Source organism: Pandoraea sp., from assembly GCF_041919235.1.
GTDB lineage: Bacteria > Pseudomonadota > Gammaproteobacteria > Burkholderiales > Burkholderiaceae > Pandoraea.
In genome coordinates this window covers 61,480-74,382 of the sequence record NZ_JAYRUC010000014.1, presented here as the reverse complement: position 1 = coordinate 74,382, position 12,903 = coordinate 61,480, and the positions used below count along the sequence as shown (strand labels likewise).

Below are 12,903 nucleotides of genomic sequence, written 5' to 3'. Positions count from 1 at the left end.
GGTTTGGTGGAGGCTAGTTTGTTGAAGTGCAGGCGTTAGCCTGCACGGTATTGGCAACTTGCCTCCAGTAGTTTGCCTCAGCTTCCGCTGGCGGTATATGTCCTATAGATTCCAGCAGCCTGTCATGGTTGAACCAGTGCACCCATTGCAGCGTTGCCAGCTCCAGTGATTCCTTTGTTTTCCACGGCCCTCGTTTGTAGATAACTTCCGTTTTGTACAAACCGTTGATGGTTTCGGCCAAGGCGTTGTCGTAGGAGTCGCCAGTGCTGCCCACTGAAGGCATCAGTCCAGCTTCTTCCAAGCGTTCGGTGTAGCGAATGGACACATACTGACTCCCCCTGTCGGAGTGGTGAATCAGTTTGGTGTCGCTGGACGGCTGCCGTGCATACAGAGCCTGCTCCAAAGCATCCACCACAAAGTCCGTACGCATATGGCTGCTGACCCGCCAGCCCACTATGCGGCGTGCATACACATCAATCACAAAGGCCACAAACATCTGCCCTTGCCATGTAGATACATAGGTGAAGTCTGCAACCCAAAGCTGGTCAGGGCGCTGAGCTGTGAACTGGCGGTTGACCAGGTCTAGCGGGCTTGGCCGTGCCACATCTGGGCGTGTCGTACGCACCTTCTTGCCTCGTCTAGCGCCTTCAAGGCCCAGCTTGCGCATCAGGCGTTGCACTGTGCAGCGGGCAATGGTCAAGCCCTCTCGGTGCATCTGCTTCCAAACTTTGACGGCACCATACACCTGCCAATTGGCGTGCCACACCCGTTGAATATGACTGCAACGTTCTTCATCTGATTGGCTGCGCTTGCAGCGCAGCCAATAGCAGTTTCTTTGTTGAACTCTGCGCCTGTAGCCCGATGGGGCAATTTGCAGCAACCTGCAAATTGGCTCGACCCCATAGGCATCACGATACTGGTCTACAAAGTCAATTAACTCTTGATGCGACGGTCCAGCTCCGCCTGCGCAAAAAAAGCGCTCGCAGCCTTGAGGATGTCATTGGCTCGGCGCAGTTCCTTGTTCTCTCGCTCCAGTTGCTTGAGCCGCTCACGTTCATCCGTGGTCAATCCTGGGCGTTGGCCTGCATCTATTTCTTTGCGCTGCACCCATCCATGCAAGGTGCTGACAGAGCAGCCAATCTTGGGGGCTATCGATTCACATGCGCCCCACAGCGATGCGTAATCCGCTTGGCATTCCTGCACCAAACGTACGGCACGTTCACGTACCTCAGGGCTAAAACGAGCAGCTTTAGTGTTCATGACTCAATCCTCTCAGGAGTTGAGCCTCCACGGAAGCCGGTGTGATTCAAACTGGTCTTGAAGTGGCACCTTTCACAGATGCTCGACAGGGTTCATCTCAATTTTGCTTGACGCTTGACCTCTTGGCGCACTTGACGGGGCCCTCAGAAAGGGGCCGTTTGTCATTCGATCGGGGCGCTTCGTCATCGCGGATTGCTGCACCGGCACCTACGATTCCTTGCGTGCGCTGGACGATATGTAGCGGTGCGGCGATGACCGCCGTCCCCACGATCCGGAGCCAAGTTCAAAGGAGACAAACACGTGTGCCAAATCGACATGCAGAAGCTCGCCGACGACGCTCGCTTCAACCGCTTTCATGCCAAGGTGCTTCTATGGTGCCTGTTGATTCTCATCATTGACGGCTATGACATCGCCGTGGTGGGCATCGCCCTGCCGTCCATCATGCAGCAGATGGGCGTGAACGCATCGACTGCCGGTTTCATGGCCAGTTCGGCGCTGTTTGGCATGATGTTCGGTGCTATGGTTCTGGGCACGCTGTCCGACCGGATTGGTCGTCGCTGGGCCCTCTCCATTGGTGTCATGCTGTTCAGTGTGTTCACTGCGGCCGCCGGATTCACCAAGGACCCCATCAGCTTCAGCGTGGTGCGCTTCATTGCTGGCTTGGGGATTGGTGGCGTGCTCCCGGTCATCGTGGCACAGATGGTCGAGTATTCGCCCAAGAAGATCCGCAGCCTGATGACGGCACTGATGACTTCGGGCTACGCACTGGGCGGCATCCTGGCTGCGGTGCTGGGCAAGCAACTGATCGGCGAGTATGGCTGGCAGGCCGTGTTCATCGCGGCGGGGGTGCCCGTGCTGCTAGTTCCGTTCATCCTGAAGTTGGTGCCGGAGTCCATGACCTACCTGATCGCTCAGCGTCGCAATGGTGAGCTAGCCGAAGTGGCACGCCATCTCCAGCCGGGCGGCAAGCACCCGGCGGACGCCCAGTTCTTCGTGCCGGCAGCTGACCGCATGGCAGGTGCACCGGTTACCCGCCTTTTCCAGGACGGGCGGGGCCTGAGCACGGCGCTGTTCTGGGTCGCCTTCTTCTCGGGTCTGTTCATGGTCTATGCGCTCAGTAGCTGGCTGACCAAGCTGATGGCGATGGCTGGCTACAGCCTGGGGTCTGCCCTCAGCTTCGTGATCGCGCTGAATGTTGGCGCGATCATCGGTGCCGTGTGCGGCGGGTGGCTCGCCGACAAGTTCAACATCAAGTGGGTGCTGGTGGCGATGTATGCGCTGGGCGGCGTGCTGCTGTACCTGATGACGTTCCAGACCTTGACCGAGGTGCGCTATCTGATCATTGGCGCGGTCGGCGCCTGCACCACTGGTGCGCAACTGGTGGCCTATGCCTTCTGCGGGCAGTTCTACCCGATGTCCATCCGCTCGACCGGTATCGGCATGGCCTCCGGCGTAGGGCGCCTGGGTGCTATTGCGGCGCCTCTGCTGATCGGCCAGATCGTCGCACTGGAACTACCGCTGGAACAGAACTTCCTGGTGATCGGCGGTTTCGGAGTCCTCGGCGCAATCGCCCTGGCGTTTATCAAGTACGGCGGCCCGACGTCGGCGACTCCGCAAGAGGCCGTGCCAGAACTGCGCCCGTTGCAGCCGACACCGCAAAACGCTTGATCGCTACCATCAAAGGAGTCCGCCATGTCTGTCTATACCGCGCCCTTGCGCGACATGCTGTTCACGATGAAGGAAGTCGGAGGCCTGGAAGCGATCTGCGCCCAGCCCGGCCATGAAGAGACCACACCCGACCTGGTCGAGGCCATCCTGCAGGAGGCAGCCCACTATGCCGCCGGCGTGCTGGATTCACTCAACCGTACGGGCGATGTGCAGGGCGCGCGCTGGCACGATGGCGAGGTCACGCCCGCCGATGGCTTTCGCGAGGCCTGGTCCAGCTTCTGCGAGAACGGCTGGATTGGAATGCCGGCCTCCACAGAGTGGGGCGGTCAAGGACTGCCCACGCTGGTGTCCACCGCCGTGCTGGAGATGTGGAAATCGTCCAACCTGGCCTTCAGCCTGTGCCAGATGCTCACGCTCGGTGCCGTGGAGGCGATTGCCCACCACGGCAGCGAGGCGCTCAAGCAGCGCTTTCTGGAGCCCATGGTCGCCGGCCGCTGGACCGGCACCATGAATCTCACCGAGCCGCAGGCCGGATCCGATCTGGCCGCGCTGCGCAGCCGCGCCGTGCCCGAGGGGGATCACTACCGCATCAGCGGCAACAAGATCTTCATCACCTGGGGCGAGCACGACATGACCGAGAACATCGTGCACTTGGTGCTTGCCCGGCTGCCCGATGCGCCGCCGGGCGTGAAAGGCATCTCGCTGTTTCTGTGCCCGAAGTTCCTGGTCAATGACGACGGCTCCCTGGGCGAACGCAACGACCTGGCCTGCACCTCGATCGAGCACAAGCTGGGCATCCACGGCAGCCCCACGGCCTCTATGACTTTCGGCGACAACGGGGGCGCGATCGGTTATCTCGTCGGCGAGCCGCACCAGGGGCTGGCGTGCATGTTCACCATGATGAACCACGCACGGCTGAACGTCGGGCTGGAGGGCGTGGGCGTTTCCGAGCGTGCCTACCAGCATGCCCGGGCCTATGCGCTCGAGCGCGTGCAGGGCAAGCCGGCGCTGGCCGGCAGCAGCACCATCGCTGGCCACCCCGACGTGCGGCGCATGCTGATGGACATGAAGGCGCGCACCGAGGCCATGCGCGCGCTGGCCTATTTCTGTGCCGGCCAGATGGACCGCGTCGCCGGACACCCCGATGCGCAGGAGCGCGCGCAGGCACAGGCCCTGGTTGGCCTGCTGACGCCTGTGGTCAAAGGCTGGTGCACCGACAGCGCACAGGGCATCACCTCCGATGGCCTGCAGATTCATGGCGGCATGGGCTATATCGAGGAAACCGGGGCCGCGCAGTACTTCCGCGATGCCCGCATCACGACGATCTATGAAGGTACCACCGGCATCCAGGCCAACGACCTGATCGGCCGCAAGCTGGCACGCGAGGGGGGACGCACGCTGAAGGGCTTGTTGACACGTATCGACAGCGATGCGCGCCAGTTGATGGATGCGCGCGACCCGGAGCTCTCGTCCATCGGCGACGCGTTGATGAGAGCAGTTCGGGCTCTGGAGGACGGGGCTGACTGGCAGCTGGCCCACAGTGACGCGCAGCCGCAGGACTGCGCCGCGGGGGCGGTGCCTTTCCTGCGATTGGCGGGCACCGTGATCGGTGGCTGGCTGTCGGCGCGCATGGCCGAAGCCGCCACGGCGCAGTTGGCGGCGGATTCCAGCGATGCGGGCTTTCTGCGGGCCAAGCGCATCACGGCCAGCCACTATGCGACGCACATCCTGGTGGAGGCCTCCGCGCTGCGCGACATCGTGGTCCATGGCGCGGCCAGCACGTTGGCATTGTCGGACGACCAGCTCTGAGAGATATAGACGATGAACGACCTGAATGGCTACGACGTCGAGGATCTGCAGCCGGGCATGAACGCCTGCTTCTCGAAGACCATTACCGAAGCGGACATCGTGATGTTTGCTGGCGTCTCCGGCGATACCAATGCGGTACATCTCAACGAAGAGTTCGCGGCCACGACGCGATTTGGCGCACGCATCGCGCACGGCTTTCTGACGGCCAGCGTGATTTCTGCAGCGGTCGCAAACCGGCTGCCGGGGCCAGGTACGGTCTATCTGGGGCAGCAATTGCGCTTCAAGGTGCCTGTCAAACCGGGCGACACCGTTCATGCCGCGGTCACCGTACTGTCGGTGGAGGTGGCCAAGGCACGGGCAGTGCTGTCCACGGTCTGCCGAGTCAAGGACACCGTAGTCATCGAGGGCGAGGCAACGGTGATGATCACTTCGCGTGCGCAGCGCGCAGCAAGCGAGCTCCAGGCCATGCCCTCGGTGGCCTGAACCTCAATAGGAAATCCTCTCATGAAAATTCTCGTATCCGTAAAACGCGTGGTGGACTACAACGTCAAGGTGCGTGTGAAGTCCGACGGCAGCGGCGTGGACATCGCCAACGTCAAGATGAGCATGAACCCCTTCGACGAGATTGCTGTTGAGGAAGCCGTGCGCCTGAAAGAAAAAGGCGTGGTCACCGAAGTGATCGCCGTCTCCTGCGGCGTGGCCCAGTGCCAGGAAACGCTGCGCACTGCCATGGCCATCGGCGCCGACCGCGGCATCCTGGTCGAGACCAATGAAGAACTGCAGCCGCTGGCCGTGGCCAAGCTGCTCAAGGCTCTGATCGAAAAGGAACAGCCCGGCCTCGTGATCCTGGGCAAGCAGGCCATCGACGACGACTGCAACCAGACGGGTCAGATGCTGGCGGCGCTGGCCGACCTGCCGCAAGCCACCTTCGCCTCCAAGGTCGAGATCGCTGGCGACAAGGTGAACGTGACCCGCGAAGTGGACGGCGGCCTCGAAACCCTGGCGCTGAACATACCTGCGGTCATCACCACCGACCTGCGCCTGAACGAGCCGCGCTACGTCACGCTGCCCAACATCATGAAGGCCAAGAAGAAACAGCTGGACACCTTCAAGCCCGAGGAACTGGGCGTGGACGTGGCACCCCGCATCAAGACGCTGAAGGTCAGCGAGCCGCCCAAGCGCGGCGCCGGAGTCAAGGTGCCCGACGCGGCCACCCTCATTGACAAGCTCAAGAACGAAGCCAAGGTCATCTAAGGCTCATCACAACAACATCGAAAGGACACCAGCCATGACCGCACTCGTTATTGCAGATCACGACAACGCAAGCATCAAGAGCGCCACCCTCAACACCGTCACGGCCGCCAAGGCCTGCGTCGGTGACGTGCACGTGCTCGTCGCCGGCGAGAACGCCGCCGCCGCCGCTGCCGCCGCCGCCCAGATCGCTGGCGTCGCCAAGGTCATCCACGCCGACGGCGCGAGCCTGAAGCACGGCCTGGCCGAGAACATCGCCGCCCAGGTGCTGGCCATCGCGGGCAACTACAGCCACATCCTGTTCCCAGCCACCGCCGGCGGCAAGAACGTGGCCCCCCGCGTGGCCGCCAAGCTCGACGTGGCGCAGATCAGCGACATCACCAAGGTCGACGGCCCCGACACCTTCGAGCGCCCCATCTACGCCGGCAACGCCATCGCCACCGTGCAATCGGGCGACGCCACCAAGGTCATCACCGTGCGCGGCACTGGCTTCGACGCCGCGTCCGCCACCGGTGGCGCAGCAGCGGTCGAGACCGTCGCCGCCGTCGCCGACTCCGGCAAGAGCAGTTTCGTGGGTTCCGAGATCGTCAAGAGCGACCGTCCCGAGCTGACGGCCGCCAAGATCATCGTCTCGGGTGGCCGGGCGCTGGGCAGCGAAGAGAAGTTCAAGGAAGTCATCACCCCGCTGGCCGACAAGCTGGGCGCCGCCATCGGTGCCAGCCGCGCCGCGGTGGACGCGGGCTACGCCCCCAACGACCTGCAGGTCGGCCAGACCGGCAAGATCGTGGCGCCGCAGCTGTACATCGCCTGCGGCATCTCGGGCGCCATCCAGCACCTGGCGGGCATGAAGGACTCCAAGGTGATCGTGGCGATCAACAAGGACCCGGAGGCACCGATCTTCTCGGTGGCCGACTACGGGCTGGAGGCGGACCTGTTTGCCGCCGTGCCGGAGATGACAGCAATTATCTAAATAGGAGCATGACTATGGCCTTGCTGCGCCAGTATTTGTTCGAACTGCGAGCGGCCCTTGAGGCAGGCGCGGCAAGTTGCGATAGCCAAGAAGTGCCGAGTATATTGAATCCCTGTTTTACCGAAATTGCTGCTATCGATCCATCAACCATGGCGGAATCAAATGTGCTATTCAGACCATCTTCGATTGTCAACAAGGTACCACTAGTTCAATGAAGCGGGTCTTGTAGTAATCGCACTCAGTCGCTAACTCGCCGACAACGACTTACAGGCTCGATATATTGGTACATCGGCATTACGACCGGTATTCTCCGCCTTCAAAGTCCCAAGAATCCGGGGGGGGCTTGCGTGTCGCAGGAATGGAAAATTTTCCAATGGAGCTTAGACATTTACGCTACTTTCTCACGGTCGCCGAGGAGCTTCACTTTGCTCGGGCTGCAGAAAAACTGCATATGGATCAGTCACCTCTATCCCGTGCCATCAAAGATCTGGAAGACGAACTAGGAGCAAAGCTATTCACCCGTACCACACGCAACATTCGACTGACTCATGCCGGCAAAGTATTTCTGGAGCGGGTTCCACGTATCTTTGAGGCACTGGAACAAGCGCGCGATGGTGCGAAATCGGCCGCCAGTGGGTTTCATGGCCAGTTGCGCATTGCCCTGTCCGACGGTATCACGCCATCGCGGCTGCCTGCCTTGCTGGCCCGTAGCCGCGAGGAAGAGCCCGAAGTAGAAATCCGCCTGTTCGAGGTACCACTGGATCAGCAGATCAGAGGCTTGCAAGAAGACCTGTACGACGCGGGCTTGTCTATGGCGGACGAGGTAGGCGACGGCATCGTGACGACTCCCGCGTGGGATGACGAATTGATGGTGGCGCTGTCTTTGCGCCACCCCTTGCTGGAGCACCGGCGCATTCCGCTGGAGATGGTGTTGCAGCAACGGTTGGTGCTCGGCGACCCGGCCGCATGCCAGGGGCATACTCGCCAGATAGACCGCATCCTGCAGAAGCGGGACGAGGAGTTGCAGATCCTCCAGCGCGTTGCCACCTTCGACGTGATGATGGCCCTGGTATCCGCAGGACTGGCGGTTGGTCTGGCAGGTGCAGCGCATATCGCATCCAGTAAAGAGCCTGGAGTCAAGGCCCGTCAGTTGGCGGGAACGCCACCCATGCTGACAACTTATCTGCTGCGTCGAGATACTGAACCGTCACCGATGCTGACCCGGTTCATTCAACGTGTCGTCACCATGGATTCGGCTGGTGCCGATAACGTGACCGATTCGTGAATCCGAAATCCAAAGGACGCTCGCCATGAACAAAATCGTGATGTCCGTGATTGCCGTTGTGATGACGGCCTGTGGTCCTGCCAATCCTACAGAGACAGTGGATGAGCTGGTGGCGAACCCCGCACGCATCAAGGAAATCCAGCGCCAATGCAAGGAAGATCGCGCGAAGATCGGCGATGAACTTTGCATGCGCGCAGCCGCAGCCGCCGAACGGCGCTTCTTCGGCGACAGGCCGGAGCAGAAGAAAGCCCCGTAGCCCACGCAAGGCGCACCGGCGTCGCGCTTCTGCGACAGCTTGCGCACTGTTACCTCGATACGCCGCAGCGCCTTTGTGCCTGCGGCATTTTTATTGTCTTCGCCACAGCAAGAACTATGGCTTTTTAAGCCTTAATCCCGGCGATTTCAGTCTTTGACCGGTACTCCCTATGGCATTGATCCTGATAGGGGCGGCACGTTGTTGTGCCGTTCTCGGAGGCAGGATCATGCAAGGGACGAACGTGCTGTTCGGTCAGATTGCCGTCGTATTCGGCATCGTGATCGCCGGAGTGTGGAGCGCCACGCAATGGACGGCAGCGGCTCTGGGGTACCAGCTACGCCTGGGATCGCCGTGGTTCGATTTCCTCGGCACGCCGGTCTATCACCCGTGGCGCCTGTTCGAGTGGTGGTTCTTCTTCGATGCCTACGCGCCGCATGTCTTCGACGTGGGCGGGGTCATTGCAGCGGGCAGTGGCCTGTTCGCGGTGCTGGTCGCCATCGGCATGTCGATCTGGCGCTCGCGCCAGTCCAAGCTGGTCACGACCTATGGCTCTGCGCGCTGGGCCAACGCGGAGGACATTCACAAAGCGGGCCTTGACCAGTCCGCGGGCGTGTTCCTCGGCCTGCATCGCCAGCAGTACCTGCGCCATGAAGGCCCGGAACACGTCCTGACCTTCGCGCCCACCCGCTCGGGCAAGGGTGTGGGCCTAGTGGTGCCGACCCTGCTGTCGTGGCCCGCATCCGCCGTCATCCACGACATCAAGGGCGAGAACTGGAGCATTACCGCAGGTTGGCGTTCGCGCTTCTCGCACTGCCTGCTGTTCAACCCGACGGATAGCCAGTCGGCGGCCTACAACCCGCTGCTCGAAGTGCGGCGCGGCGGGCATGAGGTGCGCGACGTGCAGAACATCGCGGACATCCTGGTCGATCCAGAAGGCGCACTGGAGCGGCGCAACCACTGGGAGAAGACTTCGCATGCGCTGCTGGTTGGAGCCATCCTGCATGTGCTCTACGCGGGCGAAGACAAGACGCTGCGCGGCGTGGCGAACTTCCTTTCCGATCCTGCCTGCCCATTCGATCTGACCTTGCACCGCATGATGACCACGCCCCACCTCGTGAATGAGGAGGGTGGTGGCCCGCATCCGGTGGTGGCTTCAGCGGCGCGCGAAGTGCTCAACAAGAGCGACAACGAGCGCTCGGGCGTGCTGTCCACGGCCATGTCGTTCTTGGGCCTCTACCGCGACCCTACGGTGGCCGAAGTCACGTCGCGCTGCGACTGGCGCATCGCTGACCTGATCGCGGCCGAGCATCCGGTGTCGCTGTACTTGGTGGTGCCGCCTTCGGACATTTCGCGGACGAAGCCGCTGATCCGCCTGATCCTCAACCAGATCGGGCGACGCCTCACCGAATCGCTTGACGGCTCCGATGGCATCGAGCGCCGCCACAAGCTGCTGCTGATGCTCGATGAATTCCCCGCGCTCGGGCGGCTGGATTTCTTCGAGACGGCGCTGGCCTTCATGGCGGGCTACGGCATCCGCAGCTTCCTGATCGCGCAGAGCCTGAACCAGATCGATAAGGCCTACGGCCAGAACCATTCGATCCTGGACAACTGCCATGTGCGCGTGACCTTCGCCACCAACGATGAGCGCACCGCCAAGCGGATATCCGAGACACTGGGAACCGCCACCGAACTGCGCGCGCAGCGCAACTATGCCGGCCATCGGCTCGCGCCCTGGCTGGGGCACCTCATGGTGTCACGGCAGGAGACAGCCCGCCCGCTGCTGACGGCCGGCGAAGTCATGCAGCTACCGCCCGACGAGGCGGTGGTGATGGTCTCCAGCGTGGCGCCGATCAAGGCCAGGAAGCTGCGCTACTACGCGGACGCCAACTTCAAGCGACGGGTGCTGCCGCCGCCGGTGCTCGCCGCGGGGCGCTATGCCGACGTGCCGCCGGCCCGTGCGGATGACTGGAGTGGGCTGGCGATTCCCGCCGTGCCCGTCGCACCGGCCGCGGCATCGGCCGATGGCCTGGAGCACCTGGGTTCGACCGATGACGGCGGCCCGCGCCGTCAGCCCGAACTCTCCGAGACCGTCGCCTACGACCCCGACCTGGTTGCGCCCGCAGCCGACCTCGGGCTGCTCGATGACGACGACATGCCTTTGCCTCTTTCGGTCTCCCTCCCGCGCCAGCTCGACCCGGCCCTGCAGCGCACGGCCCGGCTGGCATCCCTCGACCCTGACGACGGAATCGCGCTATGAGTCAGCACCGCTTGAATCTCTTCATCCAGCCCGAGCACGCCAGGCGGCTCGACGAACTGGCCGCCGCCAAGGGCGTGTCCAAGTCCAGCATCGTCGCGGCAGCGCTTGCATCGTGGCTGTCGCCCGACGCTGGCGACCAGCGCGAAGCCGCCATCGCCAAGCGACTGGATCGCCTGTCGCGCCACGCCGAGCGCCTGGAGCGCGACCAGAACATTGCCATCGAAACGCTGGCGCTGTTCATCCGCTACTTCCTGACCGTCAGCACACCTGTTCCCGAGGCCCATCAGGACGCCGCCCGCGCCCAGGGTAAGGCCCGCTTCGAGCAGTTTGTCGAACAGCTTGGCCGCCACCTGCTGCGTGGGCGCAGTCTGGTGCGCGACGTGGTGGACGAACTGAATCCCGATCCGATGCGGATGGCGGACACGGCCGAAGCACAGGAGCGAGCCTCATGAGCGCCGTTCCTTCCTCCTTCACGGCCACATCGCTGGATCGCCGCATCCAGATGCTGCGCACGGCAATGGGGCCGCTGATCGCTGCCGCGCTCGAAGACCCGGACGTGGTGGAAATCATGCTCAATCCCGACCGGACGCTCTGGGTGGATCGCCTGTCCACGGGCCGCGCGCCGATGGGCGTGGAGCTGTCCGAGGCCGATGGCGAACGCATCATCCGCCTCGTGGCTGCCCACGTCGGCGCCGAAGTGCATCGGGGTCAGCCACTGCTGACAGCCGAGCTGCCGGAAACCGGCGAACGCTTCGAGGGCATCCTGCCGCCCGCTGCACCGGGGCCAGCCTTCGCGCTGCGCAAGCGCGCCTTCGGCGTGATCCCGTTGTCGCGCTACATCGAGGACGGGATGATGACCGCCGCACAGGCGGGCCTGCTGGTGCGCGCTGTGCGCGAGCGCCAGAACATCCTGATCGCCGGTGGGACGAGTACCGGCAAGACCACCCTGGCCAATGCGTTGCTGGCCGAGATCGCCGCCACCGGCGACCGCGTGCTGGTGCTCGAAGACACGGTGGAGCTGCAATGCGCAGCCCGCGACCACGTACCGCTGCGCACACGCCAGGGCGTGGTGTCCATGACCGAGCTGGTGCGGTCTTCGATGCGCCTGCGCCCGGATCGTGTCGTCGTCGGCGAGGTGCGCGGCGCCGAGGCGCTGGATCTCATCAAGGTCTGGGGCACCGGCCATCCAGGCGGCGTCGCCACCATCCACGCCGGCTCCGCGCTGGGCGCATTGCTGCGCCTGGAGCAACTGATTCTCGAAGTGGCGGTGAACCCGCCCCGTGCGCTGATCGCGGAAGCGGTCAATGTGGTCATCCACATCGCCGGGCGCGGGCGCAAGCGCCGCATCGAGAGCATCGCCCGCGTCGTCGGCTTCGATGGCGTGGGCTACCAACTGGCGGATGCACTGGAGGCTCCATTCCCGGAGCTGCTGCCGCAGTCCGACCTTTCCTCCCCGTCCCCTGACCACTCTGGAGAACTGCCATGACGCAGATGATCGTTCCTGCTTTCCGTACTTCCGCAAATCCTCTTCGCCGGCCCGCGCGGCTGGATAACCTGGCTCGCCCGGCCATGCAAGGCTTGATGCTCGCGGCGCTGATGCTGCTGCTTGCGGGCACCGCCCAGGCCGCGGGTTCCTCGATGCCCTGGGAAGGGCCGCTGCAATCCATCCTCGAATCCATCCAGGGGCCGGTGGCCCGGATCATCGCGGTCATCATCATCATCGCCACGGGCCTGGCGCTGGCCTTCGGCGATACCTCGGGCGGGTTCCGCAAGCTGATCCAGATCGTCTTCGGTCTGTCGATCGCGTTTGCCGCGTCCTCGTTCTTCCTGTCGTTCTTCAGCTTCTCGGGCGGGGCCGTCGTATGAACGCGGCCCACGATGGCGTGCAGGGCTTCGCTCCCGGCTTTGAGGTGCCGCTGCATCGCTCGCTGACCGAGCCGATTTTGATGGGCGGCGCTCCGCGCACCGTGGCCATCACCAACGGCACCTTGGCCGCTGCCGTGGGCCTGGGCTTGCAGATGTGGATTCCCGGCGTGGTGCTCTGGATCGTCGGTCATGCGCTGGCGGTTTGGGGCGCGCGCGTCGATCCGCAGTTCATGCAGGTCTTCGCCCGCCACATCAAGCACCGGCCGCTGCTGGACGTGTGA

General features: G+C 63.2%; 14 protein-coding genes and 1 other annotated feature. Of the genes, 13 read left to right on the top strand and 1 reads right to left on the bottom strand.

The window, feature by feature from the left end; all coding sequences use genetic code 11:
• Positions 1-13: 13 nt before the first annotated feature.
• Positions 14-1,260 (bottom strand): IS3 family transposase gene (locus ACE3UG_RS12980; RefSeq protein WP_226145690.1). Its coding sequence is split into 2 segments (ribosomal slippage): positions 14-969 and positions 969-1,260, totalling 1,248 coding nucleotides; the frame shifts between segments, so codons are not numbered across the junction.
• Positions 863-979: a sequence feature (AL1L pseudoknot), on the bottom strand. (Overlaps the previous gene by 117 nt.)
• Positions 1,261-1,560: 300 nt before the next feature.
• Between ACE3UG_RS12980 and ACE3UG_RS12975 the strand changes: the two genes are divergently transcribed.
• The 13 genes from ACE3UG_RS12975 to ACE3UG_RS12915 all read left to right on the top strand — a co-directional run bounded on the left by ACE3UG_RS12975 (position 1,561) and on the right by ACE3UG_RS12915 (position 12,903).
• Positions 1,561-2,928 (top strand): MFS transporter, encoded by a 1,368-nt coding sequence (locus ACE3UG_RS12975; protein ID WP_017234568.1) that lies wholly within the window; start codon positions 1,561-1,563, stop codon positions 2,926-2,928.
• A gap of 24 nt (positions 2,929-2,952) precedes the next feature.
• Positions 2,953-4,737 carry an acyl-CoA dehydrogenase gene (locus ACE3UG_RS12970; RefSeq protein WP_034201270.1) on the top strand — a complete coding sequence of 595 codons (1,785 nt, stop codon included), beginning with the start codon at positions 2,953-2,955 and terminating at the stop codon, positions 4,735-4,737.
• A gap of 12 nt (positions 4,738-4,749) precedes the next feature.
• Complete coding sequence (locus tag ACE3UG_RS12965) at positions 4,750-5,220, top strand: MaoC family dehydratase (RefSeq protein WP_008642609.1); 471 nt, start codon at positions 4,750-4,752, stop codon at positions 5,218-5,220.
• 21 nt (positions 5,221-5,241) lie between these two features.
• On the top strand, positions 5,242-5,991 hold the full coding sequence (locus ACE3UG_RS12960) for an electron transfer flavoprotein subunit beta/FixA family protein (RefSeq protein ID WP_008642611.1): 750 nt from the start codon (positions 5,242-5,244) through the stop codon (positions 5,989-5,991).
• Positions 5,992-6,025: 34 nt separating this feature from the next.
• Positions 6,026-6,958, top strand: coding sequence for an electron transfer flavoprotein subunit alpha/FixB family protein (locus ACE3UG_RS12955; protein ID WP_008642612.1), 933 nt, complete (start codon positions 6,026-6,028; stop codon positions 6,956-6,958).
• Between the two features lie 14 nt (positions 6,959-6,972).
• The gene (locus ACE3UG_RS12950; RefSeq protein ID WP_124988613.1) at positions 6,973-7,173 is read left to right on the top strand and encodes a hypothetical protein; all 201 of its coding nucleotides are present in this window, start codon (positions 6,973-6,975) and stop codon (positions 7,171-7,173) included.
• Between the two features lie 158 nt (positions 7,174-7,331).
• Complete coding sequence (locus ACE3UG_RS12945; RefSeq protein ID WP_008642614.1) at positions 7,332-8,243, top strand: LysR family transcriptional regulator; 912 nt, start codon at positions 7,332-7,334, stop codon at positions 8,241-8,243.
• A 25-nt stretch (positions 8,244-8,268) separates the two neighbouring features.
• Complete coding sequence (locus ACE3UG_RS12940; protein ID WP_008642615.1) at positions 8,269-8,499, top strand: EexN family lipoprotein; 231 nt, start codon at positions 8,269-8,271, stop codon at positions 8,497-8,499.
• Between the two features lie 226 nt (positions 8,500-8,725).
• The gene (locus tag ACE3UG_RS12935; RefSeq protein ID WP_008642616.1) at positions 8,726-10,756 is read left to right on the top strand and encodes a conjugal transfer protein TraG; all 2,031 of its coding nucleotides are present in this window, start codon (positions 8,726-8,728) and stop codon (positions 10,754-10,756) included.
• Positions 10,753-11,208: a ribbon-helix-helix protein, CopG family gene (locus ACE3UG_RS12930; protein ID WP_008642617.1), complete on the top strand. Its 456-nt coding sequence runs from the start codon at positions 10,753-10,755 to the stop codon at positions 11,206-11,208. Before ACE3UG_RS12935 ends, ACE3UG_RS12930 begins: the two co-directional genes overlap by 4 nt.
• Entirely contained in the window at positions 11,205-12,242 is a 1,038-nt protein-coding gene (gene trbB, locus ACE3UG_RS12925) for a P-type conjugative transfer ATPase TrbB (protein ID WP_008642618.1), read from the top strand. The genes ACE3UG_RS12930 and trbB overlap by 4 nt, the downstream gene beginning before the upstream one ends.
• Positions 12,239-12,622 carry a TrbC/VirB2 family protein gene (locus ACE3UG_RS12920; RefSeq protein WP_008642619.1) on the top strand — a complete coding sequence of 128 codons (384 nt, stop codon included), beginning with the start codon at positions 12,239-12,241 and terminating at the stop codon, positions 12,620-12,622. Before trbB ends, ACE3UG_RS12920 begins: the two co-directional genes overlap by 4 nt.
• Positions 12,619-12,903 (top strand): VirB3 family type IV secretion system protein, encoded by a 285-nt coding sequence (locus ACE3UG_RS12915; RefSeq protein WP_008642620.1) that lies wholly within the window; start codon positions 12,619-12,621, stop codon positions 12,901-12,903. The genes ACE3UG_RS12920 and ACE3UG_RS12915 overlap by 4 nt, the downstream gene beginning before the upstream one ends.